Source organism: Mesorhizobium sp. B2-3-15 (assembly GCF_006442875.1).
GTDB lineage: Bacteria > Pseudomonadota > Alphaproteobacteria > Rhizobiales > Rhizobiaceae > Mesorhizobium > Mesorhizobium australicum.
In genome coordinates, this window is the sequence record NZ_VFVO01000009.1 from 125288 (window position 1) to 147126 (window position 21839).

Annotated in this window: 17 protein-coding genes; 13 read left to right on the plus strand and 4 right to left on the minus strand. The window is 63.7% G+C overall.

Annotation, left to right across the window (positions count from 1 at the left end):
* Positions 1-77: 77 nt before the first annotated feature.
* A complete protein-coding gene (locus FJ954_RS19445) occupies positions 78-1334 on the plus strand; it encodes a D-amino acid dehydrogenase (RefSeq protein ID WP_140662589.1) in 1257 nt (418 codons plus the stop codon).
* A gap of 60 nt (positions 1335-1394) precedes the next feature.
* Here FJ954_RS19445 and FJ954_RS19450 read toward each other — a convergent pair whose 3' ends face one another.
* The 3 genes from FJ954_RS19450 to FJ954_RS19460 form a co-directional block, all read right to left on the minus strand.
* The gene (locus FJ954_RS19450) at positions 1395-3539 is read right to left on the minus strand and encodes a phosphatidylserine/phosphatidylglycerophosphate/cardiolipin synthase family protein (protein WP_140662591.1); all 2145 of its coding nucleotides are present in this window, start codon (positions 3537-3539) and stop codon (positions 1395-1397) included.
* Complete coding sequence (locus FJ954_RS19455) at positions 3536-3979, minus strand: hypothetical protein (RefSeq protein WP_140662592.1); 444 nt, start codon at positions 3977-3979, stop codon at positions 3536-3538. The genes FJ954_RS19450 and FJ954_RS19455 overlap by 4 nt, the downstream gene beginning before the upstream one ends.
* A gap of 189 nt (positions 3980-4168) precedes the next feature.
* On the minus strand, positions 4169-5050 hold the full coding sequence (locus FJ954_RS19460; RefSeq protein WP_140662594.1) for a LysR family transcriptional regulator: 882 nt from the start codon (positions 5048-5050) through the stop codon (positions 4169-4171).
* Between the two features lie 159 nt (positions 5051-5209).
* On the opposite strand from FJ954_RS19460, the gene FJ954_RS19465 reads away from it, so the two are divergent.
* The gene (locus FJ954_RS19465) at positions 5210-6706 is read left to right on the plus strand and encodes a CoA-acylating methylmalonate-semialdehyde dehydrogenase (protein ID WP_015315211.1); all 1497 of its coding nucleotides are present in this window, start codon (positions 5210-5212) and stop codon (positions 6704-6706) included.
* Between the two features lie 236 nt (positions 6707-6942).
* Positions 6943-7248 (plus strand): hypothetical protein, encoded by a 306-nt coding sequence (locus tag FJ954_RS19470; protein WP_140662596.1) that lies wholly within the window; start codon positions 6943-6945, stop codon positions 7246-7248.
* A 25-nt stretch (positions 7249-7273) separates the two neighbouring features.
* Here FJ954_RS19470 and FJ954_RS19475 read toward each other — a convergent pair whose 3' ends face one another.
* Complete coding sequence (locus FJ954_RS19475; protein ID WP_246681115.1) at positions 7274-7924, minus strand: GntR family transcriptional regulator; 651 nt, start codon at positions 7922-7924, stop codon at positions 7274-7276.
* 111 nt (positions 7925-8035) lie between these two features.
* Between FJ954_RS19475 and FJ954_RS19480 the strand changes: the two genes are divergently transcribed.
* From FJ954_RS19480 to pyc, 10 genes are all read left to right on the plus strand, one after another.
* Positions 8036-8929, plus strand: a complete 894-nt coding sequence (locus FJ954_RS19480) for a dihydrodipicolinate synthase family protein (RefSeq protein WP_140662599.1) — start codon at positions 8036-8038, stop codon at positions 8927-8929.
* 19 nt (positions 8930-8948) lie between these two features.
* Positions 8949-10286 carry an FAD-binding oxidoreductase gene (locus FJ954_RS19485; protein ID WP_181177874.1) on the plus strand — a complete coding sequence of 446 codons (1338 nt, stop codon included), beginning with the start codon at positions 8949-8951 and terminating at the stop codon, positions 10284-10286.
* Between the two features lie 15 nt (positions 10287-10301).
* On the plus strand, positions 10302-11303 hold the full coding sequence (locus tag FJ954_RS19490) for a 4-hydroxyproline epimerase (RefSeq protein ID WP_140662600.1): 1002 nt from the start codon (positions 10302-10304) through the stop codon (positions 11301-11303).
* 333 nt (positions 11304-11636) lie between these two features.
* On the plus strand, positions 11637-12539 hold the full coding sequence (locus FJ954_RS19495) for a branched-chain amino acid ABC transporter permease (protein WP_015315217.1): 903 nt from the start codon (positions 11637-11639) through the stop codon (positions 12537-12539).
* Positions 12540-12543: 4 nt separating this feature from the next.
* Positions 12544-14139 (plus strand): high-affinity branched-chain amino acid ABC transporter permease LivM, encoded by a 1596-nt coding sequence (gene livM / locus FJ954_RS19500; protein WP_015315218.1) that lies wholly within the window; start codon positions 12544-12546, stop codon positions 14137-14139.
* Complete coding sequence (locus FJ954_RS19505) at positions 14139-15611, plus strand: ATP-binding cassette domain-containing protein (protein WP_140662602.1); 1473 nt, start codon at positions 14139-14141, stop codon at positions 15609-15611. Before livM ends, FJ954_RS19505 begins: the two co-directional genes overlap by 1 nt.
* Positions 15611-16339 carry an ABC transporter ATP-binding protein gene (locus FJ954_RS19510; RefSeq protein WP_015315220.1) on the plus strand — a complete coding sequence of 243 codons (729 nt, stop codon included), beginning with the start codon at positions 15611-15613 and terminating at the stop codon, positions 16337-16339. Before FJ954_RS19505 ends, FJ954_RS19510 begins: the two co-directional genes overlap by 1 nt.
* Before the next feature lie 16 nt (positions 16340-16355).
* Positions 16356-16703 carry a DUF6867 family protein gene (locus FJ954_RS19515; protein WP_140662604.1) on the plus strand — a complete coding sequence of 116 codons (348 nt, stop codon included), beginning with the start codon at positions 16356-16358 and terminating at the stop codon, positions 16701-16703.
* Between the two features lie 137 nt (positions 16704-16840).
* Complete coding sequence (locus tag FJ954_RS19520; protein WP_015315221.1) at positions 16841-17959, plus strand: branched-chain amino acid ABC transporter substrate-binding protein; 1119 nt, start codon at positions 16841-16843, stop codon at positions 17957-17959.
* Positions 17960-18245: 286 nt separating this feature from the next.
* On the plus strand, positions 18246-21704 hold the full coding sequence (pyc, locus tag FJ954_RS19525) for a pyruvate carboxylase (protein WP_140662606.1): 3459 nt from the start codon (positions 18246-18248) through the stop codon (positions 21702-21704).
* The last annotated feature ends 135 nt before the right edge of the window (positions 21705-21839 follow it).

Genomic DNA, 21839 nt, shown 5'->3' on the forward strand with positions numbered 1-21839 from the left:
GGGATCATGCGCAAATCGAAAAATACGGCTGCGTCCACGGGCGTCCTGAGGACGCTCGGCGCGGCAAGGAGTGAATGATGAAAATCATGGTGCTGGGCAGTGGCGTGATCGGGGTGACCACGGCCTACTATCTCGCCGAGGCCGGCCACGAGGTGACGGTGATCGACCGCCAGAAAGGGCCGGGGCTGGAAACCAGCTTTGCCAATGCCGGCGAGATTTCGCCCGGCTATGCCTCGCCCTGGGCCGGCCCCGGCATCCCGCTCAAGGCGATCAAGTGGCTCTTGATGAAGCATGGTCCGCTGGTGGTGCGGCCGGCCTTCGATCCGCACATGTGGACGTGGCTGGTCAAGATGCTGCGCAACTGCACCGCCGAGCGCTACGCGATCAACAAATCGCGCATGGTGCCGCTGGCGGAATACAGCCGCGACACGCTGAAGGCGCTGCGCGAGGCGACCGGCATCGCCTATGACGAGCGGACGCAGGGCACGCTGCAGCTGTTCCGGACGCAAAAGCAGCTCGACGGCACCGGAGGCGATGTCGAGGTGCTGAAGAAATATGGCGTGCCCTATGAGGTCCTTGATCCCAACGGCTGCATCGCGGCGGAACCGGCGCTGGCGGGGGTGCGTGAAAAATTCGTCGGCGGCCTGAGACTGCCGGGCGACGAGACCGGCGACTGCAAGATGTTCACCGACAGGCTGGCCGAGCTCTGCGTGGCGCGCGGCGTCAAGTTCGAATACGACACGACGATATGGCGCGTCATCCGCAGCCGCAACCGCGTCAACAATATGAGCACCAGCAAGGGCTGGCTGACCGCCGACGCCTATGTGATGGCGCTGGGCAGCTATTCGGCTGGTTTCATGCGCCGGATGAAGCGACCGATCCCGGTCTATCCGGTCAAGGGCTATTCGATCACGGTGCCGATCAAGGACGCCGCCGCCGCGCCCGTGTCGACCGTGATGGACGAAACCTACAAGGTCGCGATCACCCGGCTCGGCGACCGCATTCGCGTCGGCGGCACGGCCGAGATTTCCGGCTTCGACCTCAGGCTGCATGAATCGCGCCGGCGCACGCTCGAACACTCGGTCGGCGACCTGTTTCCGGGAGCCGGCGCGATGCGCGATGCGACGTTCTGGTGCGGGCTGCGGCCGATGACGCCTGACGGACCGCCGTTGATCGGCCGCACGGAGCTGTCCAACCTCTATCTCAACACCGGCCATGGCACGCTCGGCTGGACCATGGCCTGCGGCTCGGCCAAGGTTCTGGCCGACATCATCTCCAACCGGGTGCCCGATATCGACGTGCGTGCCTTGGCCCAGGAGCGTTACCTGAAATAGCCGCCGCGCGTCTCGCGCTTTATTCTTTGCTTATGTCGTTGCCCCGGAACCGGGGCGATATCAGAACGCCTGCCTGACCCACGCCTCGTCGAACAGCAGCCGGTAGGCCCACGGGATCGTCACATTGGTGGCGACCGGGTTCGAGTGGACGAGGTAGTCGTCATAGACCGGCTTCATCCTGGCGTAGAAGGCGGGGTCGAGCACCATCATGCCGTTCTCCGAATCGTGGAAGAAGCTGCGGTTGTTGAGGTTGACCGAGGAGATGGCAACCAGCCTTTCATCGATCATCATGATTTTGGAATGCAGCACCACGTCAGGCGCCTTGAACTCGCGGATATCGATACGGTCGCCATATTTCTCGACGAACAGCTTGTTGAGCGCGGTGAGAAACCTGCCCCCGATATCGCCCTTGAGGTCGATGCGGCCGACAACGTCGATCCTGACGCCGCGGGCGAGCGCCCGGTCAAAAGCCTTGGCGAGGCTCGGCGTCAGATTGAGGTAGGGGTTGACGATCTGGATATGGTGCCGGGCGGCATCGACCAGTTCGACGAAATAGGCCTCCAGCGCATGGTCATCCTCATAGGGCATCGAGATGAAATGCCGGGCATTGCCCCGGGGGCCATCTCCGCGGACCGGGATGGAGAAGGGGCGCGCCAGGTTGGTGTCGGCGTCGCGCAGCCATATCGTCGACAGCTGCGCGGCGAGCGTCTCGACCGTCGCCCGGTCGGCGAACTCGATGTCGAAGTCGCTCCAGTTCGAGTAGTAATTCAGCGAAAACCCGTCGGTCTTGCCGTATTGCTCGAGGTCCGGATAGCGCGACAGATCGATCGGCTGGTGGAACAGGAAACCGTCATGGATGTTGCGGCCGCCGATGATGACGCGCGAGCGCGCGGGGTCCTGCGCCAGCGTGGCCAGCATCTTGACATGATGGACCTTGTGCAGTTGTGAAATCTGCTCGTCGATCGGCGCGCCGTGGTCCGCCCGCCAGCGATATTCCTGCAGCTCCACATTGGGGAATTCGGCGGCCAGCCGGTGCAGCATGGCGTCGTCCTTTTCGCGCTCCAGCACGTCGGTGACTATGATGCGCACCTTGGCGCCAAGCGCTGCATGATGGCGGATCAGCCGTTCGATGACGCGCCCGGAAAAGTCGGCCTTGAATTCCAGCGAGGACAGATAGATCAGCTTCAGCCTTGGCGCCTTCGAGAAATCGAGCGGCAGTTCCGGATCGCCCCTGTCTATTGCCGCATCGGGCAGCGGCGCGCCCATCAGCGCCTCGACCTTGGCGTTGAAGCCGTCGCGCGACTTGCGCAGCAGCCTGGGCTCGCCGATCGGCATGGCGCAGGTCTGCGACAGCCAGCGGCTGGCATAGAAGGCGCGCTCGAGCGCATCGAGGCCGGCACCGCCGGGGACTGGGCAGCGCTGGTAGCGGCTGTCCAAGCTGGCAAGCGCCGGATCCGCGGTTTCTTCGCGCCGGATGGTGAGCGGTGTACCGGTGGGCGCAAGGCTGGAGCGGATCCTCGCCGTGCACCGGTTTAGGCCGTCGCCCGGGAACAGGCTGACCGTGTCGTCCTCGCCGGAGAGGTGAAAGCGGAATGCCGCGCCGGCGGCGATGGTGCGTGAGGCTCCGCCAGCGCGGAGCGCCAACGCGCCGTCGCAATTGCCTTCGATGTCGGCCGGCTGTTTGCCCGCCTGTCGCACGACGATCTCGGTGCTGCGTGCCTGCAAGCCGGAGAAATCGAAAATCCTGGGGGCCGAGGGCCGCGCCGCCGCATCGATATAGAGCGTCTGCCGCGACACCCGCCAGCGGCCGTCGAAATGACCGTCGCCGCTGCCCCCACCGACCGGCGGCAGATGAGCGTTGGCGACTGGTCCGGCCAGGTGCTGGAGCGTCGAATAGGTCGCCTGGAAATCGCGGTTCTGGACATCGAGGCGGTTGCGCCCGAAGGGGCCGGTGCCGTTGGCACGGTCCATGGCGCCGAGCTGGTTGTGGGCGAGCAGTGCCAGGAACCGTCTTTCATAGTCGCTGCCGCCGTCATTGCCGAAGAACTGCTCAGCCGCGACCCGCGACCCGGGCGTGCCAGCCGACAGCGAGGGCCGTGCGCAAGCCTCCTGCCCGGCCGATAGTTCGCAGGCATTGCGGCCCGCACCGCAGCCGGCAAGGGCGGCCAGCCCGAACAGGGCGAGGATGGCCGTGCGGATGTTCACCCCGTCGCCCCGGCCTTCATGACGCTCAACTGCGCCGGGTCGCGGGGCGGCATGAAACCTTGCGGGAAAACCTTGCAGACAGGGATGGCGAAGGTGGCGATTAGCAGGTCCGCCTCGCCGCGCATCTTGCGGGGCGCCGTCATGTCATCGCGGATCGCCCTCGCCGAGGCGACAAGGGCGCCGTCGCAGTCGCAATGGTTGCGGCGGGCGATGTAGCAGGCATCATGGGTTCGGCAAACGGCGTCGAGGCGATCGACAGGCCGGGCCGACAGATCGCCGGTGCGGGTGCCGGGACCGCAGTAATTGCCGATGACGAAAGGCGAGGGACGCGCCATGGCGTAGCGGATCGGTTTCGGCAATTCGGCTTCCGGAACTTTTGTCCATGGGTTGGCGCATGCGGAGACGATCAGCAGCGGCAGGATGGCAAGAACGGCTCGCATGTCTATCCGCGCCAGCTTTATGAAAGATTTCCCCACCCGAGCTGTCCCATGGCCGGCGACCGCACGCCTGATGCCACACTGGTCGGTTTTGTGGCAAGGAAAAGGCGCCGTGCGTGATCCAGGCCCCGCGTTATTGTGATGTCGGCACCCTGCCTTAAGGGCGCGAAACCCGCAGGCATCTGGGCGAAATCAGGTAAACAACCCCCGCTCCCGTTCCACCGCCTTGGTGATGAAGGAGGCAACGATCTGGACGCGGCGCAGCGGTCTCACCGATTCGTGATAGACCAGCCAGTAGGCGCGGCGGATGGGCGCGACCACATCGACGGCGACCAACTCCGGCATCGAGCGGGCGACGAAGGTGTGCAGGATGCCGATGCCGGCGCTCGAGCGCACCGCTTCGGCCTGACCAAGTGCGGAGGAGATGGCAAAGCTGGTCCGCCAATCGGCGCTGAATTCGGCGGCGTAGTCGAGCGACGGGCTGACGATCAGGTCAGGCACATAGCCGATGAGGGTGTGCTGGCCAAGTTCGGCGGCGGTTTTGGGCAGGCCATGCGCGTCGACATAGCCGCGGGAGGCAAACAGCCCGAGCGAGTAGTCGACCAGTTTTCCCGCCACCAGCCGGCCTTCGGTCGGCCGCTCGACGGTTATGGCAATGTCGGCCTCGCGTCGCGACAGGGAGAAGGAGCGCGGCACCGGGACGAGCTGGATGGTGAGTTCGCGGTGCTGGGCGGTGAGTTCGCCCAGCCGCTTGGCCAGGAAAGCGACGCCGAAGCCGTCAGGCGCGCCGATGCGCACGGTTCCGGACACGTCGTCGCCTTCGCCCGATATGGTCGAGCGGGCGGCGATCATGTCGCCCTCCATGCGCTCGGCGATGTCGAGGAAGCGCTCGCCGGCCGGGGTCAGTTCGCTGCCGGTGGTCAGCCGGCGGAAGAGTTTCGTGCGTAACGCGTCTTCAAGGGCCGCGATGCGGCGCGAGACCGTGGCGTGGTTCAGCTCCAACCGCCTGGCGGCGCCAAGGATCTGGCCGGCCCGCGCCACGGCGAGAAAGATGCGGACGTCATCCCAGTTCATGGCGTTCCCCTGATGGAGATCTCGGGCGAGTATTTGCGAGAATTGATGCTCACGCGTCAATCGATATCTATTTTATGCACAACGGTTGCGTTCTCCCTCGCGTTGCCATCGGCCGGCCAAAGGCGGACAATGCGACATCACAACCCAGGGAGAGAAATCATGATCGACTACGGTCATTTCATCGGCGGCAAGCGTGTCGCCGGCACCAGCGGCCGCAAGCAGGACGTCATGCAGCCGATGGACGGCACGGTGCGCGGCACGGTGGCGCTGGCCTCGCAGGCGGAATTGCGCGCGGCGGTCGAGAACGCCAAGGCCGCACAGCCCAAATGGGCCGCGACCAATCCGCAGCGCCGCGTGCGCGTGCTGATGAAGTTCCTCGAACTGGTCGCCCGCGACTATGACGAACTGGCCGAGATCCTTGCGCGCGAACATGGCAAGACCATCGCCGACGCCAAGGGCGACATCCAGCGCGGCCTGGAAGTGGTCGAGGTCTGCATCGGCGCTCCGCACATGATGAAGGGCGAGTTCACCGACGGTGCAGGCCCCGGCATCGATGTCTATTCGATGCGCCAGCCGCTCGGCGTCGTCGCCGGCATCACGCCGTTTAATTTCCCGGCGATGATCCCGCTGTGGAAGATCGCGCCGGCGATCGCCTGCGGCAACGCCTTCATCCTGAAGCCTTCGGAGCGTGATCCGGGTGTGCCGATGCGCATTGCCGAACTGTTCATCGAGGCCGGTCTGCCGGCCGGCATCCTCAATGTCGTCAACGGCGACAAGGATGTCGTCGACGCCATCCTCGACGATCCCGACATCAAGGCCATCGGTTTTGTCGGCTCGACGCCGATCGCGCACTACATCTATTCGCGCGGCACGGCGGCCGGCAAGCGCGTGCAGTGCTTCGGCGGCGCCAAGAACCACATGATCATCATGCCCGACGCCGACATGGACCAGACCGTCGACGCACTGATCGGCGCCGGCTACGGCTCGGCCGGCGAGCGCTGCATGGCTATCTCGGTGGCCGTTCCGGTCGGCAACGACACCGCCAACCGGCTGATGGAAAAGCTGATCCCGCGCGTCGAAAGCCTGAAGGTCGGTCCCTCGACGGATTCGGCAGCGGATTTCGGCCCGCTGGTTACCGCTCAGGCGCTGGAGCGCGTCAAGGGTTACGTCGACACCGGTGTCAAGGAAGGCGCCAAGCTTGTCGTCGACGGCCGCGGCTTCAAGATGCAGGGCTATGAGAACGGCTACTATATGGGTGGTTGCCTTTTCGACAATGTCACGGCCGATATGCGCATCTACAAGGAAGAGATCTTTGGGCCGGTGCTCTCGGTGGTGCGCGCGCCGACCTATGAGAACGCCATCAAACTCGCCAACGATCATGAGATGGGCAATGGCGTCGCCATCTTCACCCGCGATGGCGACGCCGCGCGCGACTTCGCCAGCCGTGTCCAGGTCGGCATGGTCGGCGTCAACGTACCGATCCCGGTGCCGATCGCCTATTACACTTTCGGCGGCTGGAAGGCGTCTTCCTTCGGCGACCTCAACCAGCATGGCCCGGACGCGTTCCGCTTCTACACCAAGACCAAGACGGTTACCTCGCGCTGGCCGTCCGGCATCAAGGACGGCGCCGAGTTCGTTATCCCGACGATGAATTGACCGGACGCTTTTTTATCTGGTCTTCCTCGCTGCAGGGCGGATGAGAAGATCGATTGAACCTGAGGCCTAAGTCCCCGGACTTAGGCCTTTTGTTTTTGCAAACGCTAATGTGATGGAACCGGTGGGGGATTGCGCGACTTAGGGCTGCAATCCTGCCGTGGAGGAGGCGCGGCAGACAACCAGGGCGCCGACGGCGGGCCGGTGGCATTGCATCGTCCGGCGCAAGGAGGTGTCAAATGACACGACGTCTTACGGCGACAATGTTCGTTGCGGCGATGGCGATGTGCTCGTGCGCTGCTCAGGCAAATGCAACTGGGCAATGCGCGCCACGCGCCGATATCGTGAAGGCGCTCGGCGAGAACTTCCACGAAAGCGAAGCCGGGCGCGGCCTGATCAACCCCAATGTGGTCCTCGAGGTCTTCGTATCGGAACAAGGCAGCTGGACGGTCTTGGCTTCCGATACGAAAGGCCAGAGTTGTATCCTGTCGGTTGGCGAAGGCTGGGACAGCCCGACACTCAAGGCGGCCTTGCCGGGCGCCTGAGCGATTTGCCTTCGCGCTCTTGCAACTAGCGCGTGGCGGCGACCTCGGCATGGCCGCGCAGCAGTGCCATCAGTTTCTTGGCGTCCTCGGCGGCGCCTTCCTCATCGCCGTCCAGGATCGAGCGGATCAATGCGACATGGTGCTCGGCGGACTCCGCCAGCCCGGTGTCGGCCTTGTAGCGGAACCAGAAGCGGCGGCTGTGGGTCTGCAGGGGGGCGGCCAGCCGGGCGGCGAACGGGTTGTCGGCGGCCAGCGCCAGCGCCTCGTCGAGCGCCTTGTCGGCCTGGATGAAGGCGAGCACATTGCCTGATATCACTGCTTTCTGCATGGCGAGCGCCGCCTCGTGGAACAGGTCGGCGGCCTCGCGGGTGACGAAGCGTGCGGCCGAACGGGCGAGCACCACCTCGACGCCGCGCCTTGCGTCGAGCACACGCAGCCAGTCGCCGGGGTGCAGTGGCGCGATCGCGATGCCGGCGCGGGGCCTGACGTCTAGCAATCCCTCCCAGGCCAGCCGCTGGATCGCCTCGCGCACCGGCGTGCGGCCGAGCGCCAGCCGCTCGATCAGGGACCCCTCGGTGACAAAACTCGCCGGGGCCAGTTCGAGCGTGACGATCATGTTTTCGAGGACGCGATAGGCCTTGGTCGCCGCGGGCTCCGACACGATGCTTGCTTCCATGGATATCAAAGGCTCTCTCCTGATATATCTAGAATATATCATAACAGATTCCGCATTGACAGCAGCTTTCCTAACAGATATACGGCTGATATATCAGATGGAGAGATAGCTATGTGGACCGGAGTTTTCCCCGCCGTCACGACCAAATTCACCGCCGACGACCGGCTCGATCACGCCGAGATGGAGCGCTGCTTCGGCCTGCAAATGGATGCCGGCTGCGATGGCATCATCGTCTGCGGCTCGCTGGGCGAGGGACCGATGCTGTCGCCTGACGAGAAGATCGAGGTGCTGAAGACCGCGCAGAAGATCGCTGGCAAGAAGCCGGTGCTGCTGACGGTCAACGAGGCCGGCACCCGCGAGGCCGCCAGTATCGCCAAGCGCGCCGCCAAGGAAGGCGCCAATGGCCTGATGGTGGTGCCGAGCCCGATCTACCACACCAACGCGGAAGAGACGGTGGTGGCGCTGCGCGCAGTGGCGGAAGCCGGCGACTTGCCGGTCATGATCTATTCCAACCGCCTCGCCTACCGCGTCGATGTAAGCGTCGACCAGATGGAGGAGCTGGCGTCGGACAAGCGCTTCGTCGCCATCAAGGAATCCTCCGACGACATCCGCCGCTCGACCGAGATCATCAACCGCCTGGGCAGCCGCTACGACCTGTTCACCGGCGTCGACAACCTGGCCTTCGAGGCGCTCTCCGTGGGTGCCATCGGCTGGGTGGCCGGTCTGGTCACCGCCTTCCCGCGCGAGACCGTCGCCATCTACCAGCTTATGAAGCAGGGGCGCCGCGAAGAGGCGCTCGCCATCTACCGCTGGTTCCGGCCGCTGCTCGACCTCGATGTCTCGACCTATCTGGTGCAGAACATCAAGCTTACCGAAGTGTTCGCAATCAACACCAATGACCGCGTGCGCATGCCGCGCATGCCGCTGTCGGGCGAACGCCGCAAGGCTGTCGAGAAGATCATCAAGGATGCGCTGGCGGCGCGGCCGACACTGCCGCAGTTCTAAAGAGGGTGGCGGCAGCCAGATGAGAGGCAGCGCCCAGGTGCAAGGAAAGTCCAAATCGACAGACAAGGGGCGGCGCTCCTCATCCGCCCTGCGGGCACCTTCTCCCCGTGAACGGGGAGAAGGGAGAGACATCGCCATCGTCGGTGGCGGCATCATCGGCATTTGCGCGACTGCCTTCCTTGCCGAGGCGGGACTGGACGTCACGCTCTTCGACCGCACGGGCATCTGCGAGGAGACGAGCTCCGGCAATGCCGCCGCCTTTGCTTTCTCCGACGTGCTGCCGCTGGCGCACAAGGGCATGATCCGGCAGCTGCCAAAATGGCTCGCCGATCCACTCGGCCCGCTCAGCATTCCGCCCGCCTACCTGCCGAAGCTGCTGCCTTGGCTGATCCGGTTCTGGCGCGCCGGCGCGCCTGGAAAATATGAGGCGAGCTTGACGGCGCAGGCCGGCATGATGAAGCTTGCCGAGGCCGAATGGATGGATCTGCTCGATCGTTCCGGCACCCGGCCGATGCTGCGCGAGGACGGTTCGCTCGAACTCTACGAAGGCGAGGCCGAGTTCCGCGCCTCGCTGTCGGGCTGGGCGGCGCGCGAGCGCTTCGGCATCGGCTTCCGCCATGTCGAGGGCGAGAACCTAACGGACCTGCAGCCGGGGCTGTCACCGCGCTTCGTCAAAGGCACTTTCGTGCCTGGATGGAAGACCGTCGCCGATCCAAAACTGCTCGGCAAGGCGGTGTGGGCGTACGCGCAGTCCAAGGGCGCCCGCTTCGAGATGGCCCGCATCGACCGCGTCGCGGCGGATCAGGATGCCGTGACGCTGACGCTGGCCGACGGCACGAGCAGGCAAGCCAGGCGCCTTGTCATCGCGGCGGGCGCCTGGTCGCATCTGCTGGCGCGGCAACTCGGCGATCGCATTCCGCTGGAGACCGAACGCGGCTACAACACGACGCTGCCGACGAGCGCCTTCGACGTGAGGCGACAGTTGATCTTTTCCGGCCATGGCTTCGTCATCACCCCGCTCGAAACCGGCCTGCGTGTCGGCGGTGCCGTGGAACTCGGCGGCATCGAGCGGCCGCCCAATTTCAACAGGTCGAAAGCGCTCTTGCGGAAGGCGCGGGAATTCCTGCCGGGGCTCGATCCCTCGGGCGGGCGCGAATGGATGGGGTTCCGGCCCTCCCTGCCGGATTCGGTGCCCGTCATCGGCAAGGCGGCGCGAAGCCAGTCCGTGATCTACGCTTTCGGCCACGGCCATCTCGGCCTGACGCAGGCCGCGGCAACCGGGCGGTTGATCAGGGAATTCGTTCTGGGGCAGACTTCGTCCGTTGATCTGGCCCCCTTCAGTCCACAACGGTTTTGATTTTCGAGGAGCGACATGGCCAAGAAATCCTTCTTCTGCATCGACGGCCACACCTGCGGCAACCCGGTGCGGCTGGTCGCCGGCGGCGGGCCGCTGCTGCAGGGCTCGACGATGATGGAGCGGCGGGCGCATTTCCTGGCCGAATACGACTGGGTCCGCACCGGCCTGATGTTCGAACCGCGCGGCCATGACGTGATGTCCGGCTCGATCCTCTACCCGCCGACCCGTGAGGATTGCGACATCGCCATCCTGTTCATCGAGACGTCCGGCTGCCTGCCGATGTGCGGTCACGGCACCATCGGTACGGTGACGATGGCGATCGAGCATGGGCTGGTCAAGCCGAAGACGCCGGGTATGCTGCGGCTCGACACGCCCGCCGGCCTGGTCATCGCCGAGTACAAGCAGGTCGGCGAGTATGTCGAGGAGGTGCGCATCACCAATGTGCCGTCCTTCCTTTATGCCGAAGGACTGGCGGTAGAATGCCCGGGGCTCGGCGAGATCACCGTTGATGTCGCCTATGGCGGGAATTTCTACGCCATCGTGGAGCCGCAGGCGAACTATCGTGATATGGCCGACTATTCCGCCGGCGACCTCATCGCCTGGAGCCCGGTGGTGCGGCAGCGGCTCAACGAGAAGTATTCCTTCGTGCATCCGGAGAATCCCGGGATCACCGGGTTGTCGCACATGCTGTGGACCGGCAAGCCGACGGTCGAGGGAGCCGATGCCCGCAATGCCGTCTTCTACGGCGACAAGGCGATCGACCGCTCTCCATGCGGCACCGGCACCTCGGCGCGCATGGCGCAACTCCATGCCAAGGGCAAGCTCAAGGCGGGGGATGCGTTCGTCCATGAATCGATCATCGGCTCGCTGTTCAAGGGCAAGGTTGAAAAGGACGTCACCGTCGCCGGCAAGCCGGCCATCATCCCTTCGATCGGCGGCTGGGCCCGCATGACTGGACTGAACACGATCTTCATCGACGACCGCGATCCGTTCGCGCATGGTTTCGTGGTCAAGTAGGAGAATCCTGACCCTGCGGAAAGGAGTGTGACGAAAAACGAACCGTGTCAGGAACGCAACGATTCCTCTCATCACCTAATTTTGACGGTGATTTCTTCGAAACGGAGCGCATGATGCGGCTCAATCGTCAAAGACATTGCGTTATGCCAATGATAGGGTCCGCGATAGTCCAGGGGCTGGGTGCGAAAAACGGGCGATCGGGAAGACGTGACTTGCAAACACGCGGAGCGGTCAAAAAATCACGTTGCAATCCGGGCTCGAAACTTTACGACTAGGGGAAATACGAAAAGGAATGCGTCTGCATGGGCGACATTCCAGGGGAGCCATGTACACATGCAGTACTTTGTCCAGCAGCTTATCAACGGGCTGACGCTGGGATCGATCTATGGGCTGATCGCGATCGGCTACACGATGGTCTACGGCATCATCGGCATGATCAATTTCGCCCATGGCGACATCTTCATGGTGGGCGCTTTCACGGCGCTGATCGTCTTCCTCATCCTCGGCGCGCTGTTTTATTCGGTGCCCGTGGTCATCGCGCTGCTGGTCATGATGATCGTGGCGATGCTGCTCACCAGCCTCTACAATTGGACGATCGAGAAAGTGGCCTACCGGCCGCTGCGCGGTTCGTTCCGGCTGGCGCCGCTGATCACCGCCATCGGCATGTCGATCGCGCTGTCGAACTTCGTCCAGGTGACGCAAGGCCCGCGCAACAAGCCGATCCCGCCGATGGTCAGCCAAGTCTACAACATCAACGGCGTCAGCGTTTCGCTGAAGCAGATCATCATCGTCATCGTCACGGCTTTGCTGTTGGCGCTGTTCTGGTACCTGGTCAACAAGACCTCGCTTGGCCGGGCGCAACGCGCTTGCGAGCAGGACCGCAAGATGGCCGCACTGCTGGGCATCGACGTCGACCGCACCATCTCGATCACCTTCATCATGGGCGCCGCTCTTGCCGCCGTCGCCGGCACGCTGTTCCTGATGTACTACGGCGTCATCGCCTTCTCGGACGGCTTTACCCCCGGGGTCAAAGCATTCACGGCGGCGGTTCTTGGCGGCATCGGCTCATTGCCAGGTGCGGTGCTGGGCGGCCTCCTGATCGGCTTCATCGAGAGCATGTGGTCGGCCTATTTCTCGATCGACTACAAGGACGTCGCCGCGTTCTCGATCCTGGCAATCGTGCTGATCTTCCTGCCTTCCGGCATATTGGGCCGGCCAGAAGTCGAAAAGGTCTGAGACCATGGCCGTGACCGTATCTCCAGAGCGCGACACCGTCGCCAGCCCCATGCAGCGCGCGCTGCGCGAGGGCTTCTATGCCGGCGCCATCTCGCTTGGCCTGTTCGTGCTGTTCATCGGCCTCAAGACAGACCAGAACATCTCCAATGAACTGGTCCTGGTGAAGCGCTGGGGCCTCTTGGCCGCCGTGGTGATCGCCACGGCTATCGGCCGTTTCCTTTATGTCGCCTATGGTCAACCCTTCATGGCCAACCAGAAGATCGCCGATGTCGCCACCGGCCTGTTGCCGGCCAGTGCGGCGTCGCGCTTCTTCCTGTTGCCGGCGTTTGTCGTGGCGATCATCGCGGTGGTGCTGCTGTTCGTGTTCAACGGCTCGCTTCCCGGATGGATAGGAGCAGAGGCGGCCGGCTATCTGCAGTTCCTGCGCGCGCTCGCAATCATCTATGCGCTGGCCTGCGTGATCTACTATTACCGCGGCTTCATCCACGCCAACTTCACCAAGCTCGGCATTGCCGCGCTGGTGCTCTATCCGATCCTTGTCATCGTCGTGCTGTCGCTGATGTCGTGGTCGGTCGCCACCGGATTGCAGGGCTCGCTGAAATGGGTCGACAATTTCGGCATCCAGATCCTGATCTACGTGATGCTGGCCTGGGGGCTGAACATCGTCGTCGGCCTCGCCGGCCTGCTCGATCTGGGCTACGTCGCCTTCTACGCCGTCGGGGCCTACGCCTATGCGCTGCTTGGCACAACCTACGGCCTGTCGTTCTGGATACTGCTTCCGGCGGCCGGCGCCATGGCCGCCTTCTGGGGCGTGCTGCTCGGCTTTCCGGTGCTGCGCCTGCGCGGCGATTACCTGGCGATCGTTACCCTTGCCTTCGGGGAGATCATCCGCCTGGTGCTGATCAACTGGCGCGATGTGACCAACGGTTCGGCCGGTATCTCCGGCATCCCGAAAGTCACCTTTTTCGGCTTGATGACCTTCAACGTCTCGGACCCCAACTACATCGCCAAGGTCCTGCACCTCGCGACCTCGAGCGCCTACTACAAGATCTTCCTCTATTACCTGATCCTGGCGCTTTGCATGCTCACCGCCTTCGTCACCATCAGGCTGAGGCGCATGCCCGTCGGGCGTGCCTGGGAAGCGCTGCGCGAGGACGAGATCGCCTGCCGCTCGCTCGGCATCAACACCACCACGACCAAGCTGACGGCCTTTGCCACCGGTGCCATGTTCGGCGGTTTTGCCGGGGCATTCTTCGCCGCGCGGCAAGGCTTCGTCAGCCCGGAATCCTTCGTCTTCCTGGAATCGGCCATCATCCTGGCCATCGTCGTCCTTGGCGGCATGGGGTCGCTGGTCGGCATCGCCGTCGCCGCGATGGTGATGATCGGCGGCACCGAGGCGCTGCGCGAGCTCGACTTCCTCAAACAGGTCTTCGGGCAAGATTTCACCCCCGAACTCTACCGCATGCTTCTGTTCGGCATGGCCATGGTCATAGTCATGCTGTGGAAGCCGCGGGGCTTTGTCGGCAGTCGTGAACCGACAGCCTTCCTCAAGGAGCGAAGGGCTGTCTCAAGCTCCTTCACCAAGGAGGGTCACGGCTGATGAATGCGAACGCACAAGTGAACGACGCCATCCTGCAGGTCGATCATCTGTCGATGAAGTTCGGCGGTCTGGTCGCCATCGGCGACCTGTCCTTCACCGCCAGGCGCGGCGAAATCACCGCGCTGATCGGCCCCAACGGCGCCGGCAAGACCACCGTGTTCAATTGCATCACCGGCTTCTACAAGCCGTCGGAAGGCATGATCACGCTCAACCGGGCCGATGGCTCCAGCTACCTGCTGGAACGGCTGCCCAACCATGAGATCCCGGCGCGCGCCAAGGTGGCGCGCACCTTCCAGAACATCCGCCTGTTCTCGGGCATGACGCTGCTGGAGAACCTGCTCGTCGCCCAGCACAACAAGCTGATGAAGGCGTCCGGGTATACGATCCTGGGCCTGTTCGGCTTCAGCGGCTACCGCAAGGCCTCGGCCGAATCGGTGGAGCTTGCCAAGCACTGGCTGGAAAAGGCCGATCTCGTCGATCGCGCCGACGATCCGGCCGGCGACTTGCCCTACGGCGCACAGCGGCGGCTCGAGATCGCGCGCGCCATGTGCACCGGTCCCGAGCTTCTGTGCCTCGACGAACCGGCGGCCGGTCTCAACCCGAAGGAATCGGCGGCTCTCAACGAACTGCTGATGGGGATCAAGCACACGACAGGCACCTCGATCCTCCTGATCGAGCACGACATGTCGGTGGTCATGCAGATCTCCGACCATGTCGTGGTGCTGGAATATGGCCGCAAGATCTCCGACGGCAATCCGCAGTCGGTGCGCACCGACCCGCGCGTCATCGCTGCCTATCTTGGCGTCGACGACGAGGAGGTGGAGACCGTACTTACCGAAGTCGGCGACGAGGACGTCATCGAACAGCTCGACATCGGCCCCGATTCCGCGCATGGCCCGGGGACATCGTCGTCGTATCTGGCCGGGCCGGTGAGCGACACCGTCGGCCATAGCCAAGGCGAACGCGTAACCGTGTCGAAAGGCGCCTCGAAGGCAGCGCAGGTCGATGCCCGCGCTGCCAGCGTGCCTGTTGCCCCGAGACCGGCGCCGGCCAAGCCCGCCGCGAAGAAAGCGGCACCACGGAAAACGGCCGCCAAGGCGCCCGCCGCGAAGGCCGAAGGCGTTTCGAACCGCCTCGCTGCCCCCCGTGGCGGCAAGGCCGACAATCTGACCCGCATCAAGGGCATCGGCACGGTCAACGAGAAGAAGCTCAACGAACACGGCATCTTCCACTTCGACCAGATCGGCGCCTGGAAGAAGGCAGACGTCGAGGCGGTCGAGGCCTACCTGGCCTTTGACGGACGCATCGCGCGCGAGGAGTGGGTCAAGCAGGCCAAGCTGCTCGGCCAAGGCAAGGATACGGAATTCTCGCGCCGCGTCGATGCAGGCAAGGTGGCGACCAGCCATGTGTCCGGCAAAGCCAAGGCGAGCACAGCCAAGCCCGTTCAGGGCAAGCGTGGAGGGGGCAAGTGATGGCCACGACAACGCTGCTCGATATCAAGGGCGTGGAGACTTATTACGGCAACATCCGTGCGCTGAACGGCGTCAATGTCAGCGTCAAGCAAGGTGAGATCGTGGCGCTGATCGGCGCCAACGGCGCCGGCAAGTCGACGCTGATGATGACCATCTTCGGGGCTCCACGCGCCCGCACGGGCACCATCACCTTCAACGGGACCGATATCACCCAATTGCCGACACACGAAATCGCGCGCATGCGCATTGCCCAGTCACCGGAGGGCCGGCGCATCTTTCCGCGCATGACGGTGATGGAAAACCTGCAGATGGGCGCCAGCCTCGACAACCTCAAATATTATGGCGAGGACGTCGAGAAGGTGTTCACGCTGTTCCCCAGGCTGAAGGAGCGCATCGCCCAGCGTGGCGGTACGCTGTCGGGCGGCGAGCAGCAGATGCTGTCGATCGGACGCGCACTGATGGCGCGGCCGAAACTGCTTCTGCTCGACGAGCCGTCGCTGGGCCTGGCGCCGCTGATCGTCAAGCAGATCTTCGATGCCATTCGTGAGTTGAACCGCACCCAAGGGCTGACCGTATTCCTGGTCGAGCAGAACGCGTTCGGCGCGCTCAAGCTCGCCACGCGCGGTTATGTCATGGTCAACGGCAATGTGACGATGAGCGGCACCGGCAAGGAGCTGCTCGCCAATCCGGAAGTGCGCGCCGCCTATCTCGAAGGCGGACATCACTGAGTTCAGGAGACTTCCCATGCAAGGCATTCTCTACGAGGAACCGTCGATCTGGCAGTTCTTCTTCGTCACCTGCCTGCTCGGCGGATGGGCGGCCTGGATGACCGGCAAGGCCAGTGCCCAGACATGGCGCAGCTTCATCCAGCTGTTTGCCTATCTGCTCGGGCTCGGCATCGGAATCCGCTTCATCCATCACGCGCTGTTCGACGGCACGATGTTCTCGCTGCATTACTATATCGTCGACATCATCGTGCTGATGATACTGGGCTTCGTCGGCTATCAATACACACGAACCAACCAGATGGTCACACAGTATAATTGGCTCTACGAAAGAGCTTCAATCTTGAGCTGGAAACCGAAAGGTTGACGTTCATCATTAACGCCGCGTCAGGGATGAATCGGCGTGACAAGTGCCTGAAAATCGGCAAACTATGCTTTCTGCGATAAGGGTGGGCATCGCATGAAAGCTTCATCCACGCCCACTCCGTTAATGGGAGCGTTTAAATGAAAAAGTCACTTTTGTCCGCCGTGGCCCTGACCGCGCTCGTCGCGTTCGGCGGCAACGCGTGGGCTGATGTAATGTTCGCCGTCGCCGGGCCGATCACCGGTCCGAACGCGGCCTTCGGCGCACAGCTGCAGAAGGGCGCCGAAGCGGCGGTCGCCGAGATCAATGCCAAGGGCGGCATCAATGGCGAGCAGATCAAGCTCGAAGTCGGCGACGATGTCTCCGATCCGAAGCAGGGCATCTCGGTCGCCAACAAGTTCGTCGGCGACGGCGTCAAGTTCGTGATCGGCCACTTCAACTCGGGCGTGTCGATCCCGGCCTCCGAAGTGTACGCCGAAAACAACATCGTCGAAATCACGCCGGCCGCAACCAACCCGAAGTTTACCGAGCGCGGCTTGTGGAATGTGTTCCGTACCTGCGGACGCGACGACCAGCAGGGCAGCATCGCTGGCGCCTATATCGCCGCGAACTTCAAGGATGCCAAAGTCGCCGTGATCCATGACAAGACCCCTTATGGCCAGGGCCTCGCGGACGAAACCAAGAAGGCGATGAACGCCGCCGGCATCAAGGAAGTGATGTATGAAGGCGTCAATGTCGGCGACAAGGACTTCTCGGCGCTGATCGCCAAGATGAAGGAAGCCGGCGTCACCCTGATCTACTGGGGAGGCCTGCACACCGAAGCCGGCCTGATCATCCGTCAGTCGGCGGACCAGGGCCTCAAGGCCCCGATGATGTCGGGTGACGGCATCGTGACGGACGAACTCGCCGCCATCGCGGGCGACGCTGTCGCCGGCACCCTCAACACGTTCGGCCCCGACCCGCGCCTGATCCCAGCCAATAAGGAACTCGTCGAGAAGTTCCGCGCGCAGGGTTTCGAGCCGGAAGCCTACACGCTCTACGCCTATGCCGCCGTGCAGGTGGTCGCCGAGGCGGCCGCTGCCGCCAAGACGAACGATCCGCAGGCCGTCGCCAAGGCGATGCATGAAAGCGGACCGTTCCCGACCGTTCTGGGCGATCTCGCCTATGACGCCAAGGGCGATCCGAAGCTGCCAGGCTACATCATGTACGAATGGAAGAAGAAGGACGACGGGAAGTATTCCTGGTTCCCGAAGTCGTAATTCATTCGGATCCGAAACCAACGATGCCCGGCGCCTCGCGCCGGGCATTTTCTTTTGATGCGCGGCGGCAGCCGGGTTACGTCACGGCGAGCCTTCCTTACGAAGATCGCATCCAGGATCGAAATTGTCGCCATTGTTCCGTCCGTTCGAACCGATGCGTGCGAGTGTTGGGCCGGATAATCGATCTAAATCGGTTTAAATCAGCGTCGATTTTGTTTGCACTGCAGCATTTTCGCGCTAATCATTGCCCCGATTTCCCGTTCCTTCCGCTGCTGGAGCCCAGTCCTTGGCCATCACGAAGATCCTCGTCGCCAACCGGTCAGAAATCGCCATCCGCGTCTTTCGCGCGGCCAACGAGCTGGGCCTCAAAACCGTGGCGATCTGGGCCGAGGAAGACAAATACTCGCTGCACCGCTTCAAGGCCGATGAGAGCTACCAGGTCGGGCGCGGCCCGCATCTCGGCAAGGACATGGGTCCGATCGAGAGCTATCTGTCGATCGAGGAGGTGATCCGCGTCGCCAGACTTTCAGGCGCCGATGCCATCCACCCCGGCTACGGGCTGCTGTCGGAAAGCCCCGAATTCGCCGAGGCCTGCGCGCAAGCAGGCATCACCTTCATCGGTCCCAAGCCCGACACGATGCGCCGGCTGGGCAACAAGGTCGCGGCGCGCAATCTGGCCATCGAGGTCGGCGTGCCCGTGGTGCCGGCGACCGATCCGTTGCCGGACGATATGGAGGCGGTCAAGGAACTCGCGAAGACGGTCGGTTATCCGGTCATGCTGAAAGCCTCGTGGGGTGGCGGTGGCCGCGGCATGCGCGCCATCCGCTCCGAGGCCGACCTCGCCCGCGAGGTCATGGAAGGCAAGCGCGAGGCGAAGGCCGCCTTCGGCAAGGACGAGGTCTATCTCGAAAAGCTGATCGAGCGCGCCCGCCACGTCGAGGTGCAGGTGCTTGGCGACACGCACGGCAATGCAGTCCACCTGTTCGAGCGCGACTGCTCGATCCAGCGCCGCAACCAAAAGGTCGTCGAGCGCGCGCCGGCGCCCTATCTTAACGAGGACCTGCGCCAGGAGCTTTGCGGCTATGCGCTGAAGATCGCGCGCGAGACCAGCTATATCGGCGCTGGCACCGTCGAATTCCTGCAGGACGCGGATACCGGCAAGTTCTACTTCATCGAGGTCAATCCGCGCATCCAGGTCGAGCACACCGTCACCGAGATGGTGACCGGCATCGACATCGTGAAGGCGCAGATCCACATCCTCGACGGTTTCGCCATCGGCACGCCGGAATCGGGTGTGCCGGCGCAGAGGGATATCCGGCTGAACGGCCATGCCTTGCAGTGCCGCATCACCACGGAAGATCCCGAACACAATTTCATTCCGGACTACGGCCGCATCACCGCCTATCGCGGCGCCACCGGCTTCGGCATCCGCCTCGATGGCGGCACGGCCTATTCCGGCGCGGTCATCACCCGCTTCTACGATCCGCTGCTGGAGAAGGTCACGGCGTGGGCGCCGACGCCGGCCGAGACGATCGCCCGCATGAACCGCGCTCTGCGCGAGTTCCGCATCCGCGGCGTCGCCACCAACCTCACCTTCCTCGAAGCGATCATCAATCACCCGAGCTTCGCCGACAATTCCTATACGACCAGGTTCATCGACACGACGCCGGAGCTGTTCCAGCAGGTCAAGCGCCAAGACCGTGCCACCAAGCTGCTCAACTACCTGGCCGACGTCAGCGTCAACGGCCATCCCGAGACGCGCGGCCGGCCGACGCCAAAGGCCGACGCGGCGCCGCCCGTGGTGCCCTATCTCAACGGCAATGTGCCGAGCGGCAGCAAGCAGAAGCTCGACGTGCTCGGGCCGGAAAAGTTCGCCGCCTGGATGCGCGAGCAAAAGGAAGTGCTGGTCACCGACACGACGATGCGCGACGGCCACCAGTCGCTGCTCGCCACCCGTGTGCGCACGCATGACATTGCCGGCATCGCCGGCACCTATGCGCGCGCCTTGCCGCAGTTGCTGTCGCTCGAATGCTGGGGTGGGGCCACTTTCGACGTCGCCATGCGCTTCCTCACCGAGGATCCATGGGAGCGGCTGTCGCTGGTGCGGGAAGCCGCCCCCAACCTGTTGCTGCAGATGCTGCTGCGCGGCGCCAACGGTGTTGGCTATACCAATTATCCCGACAATGTCGTGCAGCATTTCGTCAAGCAGGCGGCGTCGGGCGGCGTCGACCTGTTCCGCGTCTTCGACTGCCTGAACTGGGTCGAGAACATGCGCGTCGCCATGGACGCGGTCGGCGCCGAGGGCAAGCTGATCGAAGCGGCGATGTGCTATACCGGCGACATCCTCGATCCGGCGAGGGCCAAGTACGACCTGAAATACTATGTCGGGCTCGCCAGGGAATTGCAGGCCGCCGGCGCCCATATCATCGCCGTCAAGGACATGGCCGGCCTGTTGAAGCCGAGTGCTGCCCGCGTGCTGTTCAAGGCGCTGCGCGAGGCGACCGACCTGCCGATCCATTTTCACACCCACGACACATCGGGTCTGTCGGCGGCAACCGTGCTGGCGGCCGTGGAAAGCGGTGTCGACGCCATCGACGCGGCGATGGACGCCTTCTCCGGCAACACCTCGCAGCCGTGCCTGGGTTCAATCGTCGAAGCGCTGAAAGGCACCGAGCGCGATCCAGGCCTCGACCCGCAATGGATCCGAAAGATCTCGTTCTACTGGGAAGCCGTTCGCAATCAGTACGCTGCTTTCGAGAGCGACCTGAAAGGCCCGGCTTCCGAGGTCTACCTGCACGAAATGCCGGGGGGGCAGTTCACCAATTTGAAGGAACAGGCGCGTTCGCTGGGGCTGGAGACACGCTGGCACGAGGTGGCGCAGACCTATCACGACGTCAACCTGATGTTCGGCGACATCGTCAAGGTGACGCCGTCCTCCAAGGTCGTGGGCGACATGGCGCTGATGATGGTGAGCCAGGATCTGACCGTTGCCGATGTCGAGAACCCGGCCCGCGACATCGCCTTCCCGGACTCGGTGGTTTCGATGCTGCGCGGCGATCTTGGCCAATCCCCTGGCGGCTGGCCGCAGGCGTTGCAGAAGAAGGCACTCAAGGGCGACAAGCCGATCACGGCGCGGCCCGGCTCATTGCTCAAGCCGGCCGACCTCGAGAAGAGCCGCAAGGAGATCGAGGACAAGCTCGAGCGCAAGCTGTCGGAATACGAGTTCGCCTCGTGGCTGATGTATCCGAAGGTGTTTTCCGACTTCGTCGCCGCGCAGGAGACCTACGGCCCGGTCAGCGTTCTGCCGACGCCGACCTATTTCTACGGCATGAAATCGGAAGACGAGATTTTCGTCGATATCGAAAGGGGCAAGACCTTGGTCGTGCGCTGCCAGGCGTTCGGCGATGTCGACGACAAGGGCATGGTCACGGTGTTCTTCGAGCTCAACGGCCAGCCGCGGCGCGTGAAGGTACCCGATCGCGCACATGGCGCGTCGGCGGCCAAGGCGCGTCGCAAGGCGGAGCCCGGCAACGAGGCGCATGTCGGGGCGCCGATGCCGGGTGTGGTCTCCGCACTTTCGGTCGCCGCCGGCCAGGCGGTCAAGGCCGGCGACGTGCTGCTCTCCATCGAAGCGATGAAGATGGAGACGGCGCTGCACGCCGAGCGCGACGGGACGGTCGCCGAGGTGCTGGTGAAGGCCGGCGACCAGATCGATGCGAAGGATCTCCTGATCGCCTTCAACTGAGAGCTCGCAAGGAACGGGCAGGCTGTCGGCTCATGACGGCAGGCCTTGGCGAGCTGTTCGATAACGGCTTGACCCGCCGGCTCCGGTCGGGCATCGAACCGCTGAAATTCGTCGCGGCACGTTCCCCGAGTCGCG

Bases quoted from the DNA above. Each gene is read 5' to 3' on its own strand.
- FJ954_RS19445 (WP_140662589.1), top strand. From the start codon at position 78: ATGAAAATCATGGTGCTGGGCAGTGGCGTGATCGGGGTGACCACGGCC.
- FJ954_RS19455 (WP_140662592.1), bottom strand. From the start codon at position 3,979: ATGCGAGCCGTTCTTGCCATCCTGCCGCTGCTGATCGTCTCCGCATGC.
- FJ954_RS19460 (WP_140662594.1), bottom strand. From the start codon at position 5,050: ATGAACTGGGATGACGTCCGCATCTTTCTCGCCGTGGCGCGGGCCGGC.
- FJ954_RS19465 (WP_015315211.1), top strand. From the start codon at position 5,210: ATGATCGACTACGGTCATTTCATCGGCGGCAAGCGTGTCGCCGGCACC.
- FJ954_RS19470 (WP_140662596.1), top strand. From the start codon at position 6,943: ATGACACGACGTCTTACGGCGACAATGTTCGTTGCGGCGATGGCGATG.
- FJ954_RS19475 (WP_246681115.1), bottom strand. From the start codon at position 7,924: ATGGAAGCAAGCATCGTGTCGGAGCCCGCGGCGACCAAGGCCTATCGC.
- FJ954_RS19480 (WP_140662599.1), top strand. From the start codon at position 8,036: ATGTGGACCGGAGTTTTCCCCGCCGTCACGACCAAATTCACCGCCGAC.
- FJ954_RS19485 (WP_181177874.1), top strand. From the start codon at position 8,949: ATGAGAGGCAGCGCCCAGGTGCAAGGAAAGTCCAAATCGACAGACAAG.
- FJ954_RS19490 (WP_140662600.1), top strand. From the start codon at position 10,302: ATGGCCAAGAAATCCTTCTTCTGCATCGACGGCCACACCTGCGGCAAC.
- FJ954_RS19495 (WP_015315217.1), top strand. From the start codon at position 11,637: ATGCAGTACTTTGTCCAGCAGCTTATCAACGGGCTGACGCTGGGATCG.
- livM (WP_015315218.1), top strand. From the start codon at position 12,544: ATGGCCGTGACCGTATCTCCAGAGCGCGACACCGTCGCCAGCCCCATG.
- FJ954_RS19505 (WP_140662602.1), top strand. From the start codon at position 14,139: ATGAATGCGAACGCACAAGTGAACGACGCCATCCTGCAGGTCGATCAT.
- FJ954_RS19510 (WP_015315220.1), top strand. From the start codon at position 15,611: ATGGCCACGACAACGCTGCTCGATATCAAGGGCGTGGAGACTTATTAC.
- FJ954_RS19515 (WP_140662604.1), top strand. From the start codon at position 16,356: ATGCAAGGCATTCTCTACGAGGAACCGTCGATCTGGCAGTTCTTCTTC.
- FJ954_RS19520 (WP_015315221.1), top strand. From the start codon at position 16,841: ATGAAAAAGTCACTTTTGTCCGCCGTGGCCCTGACCGCGCTCGTCGCG.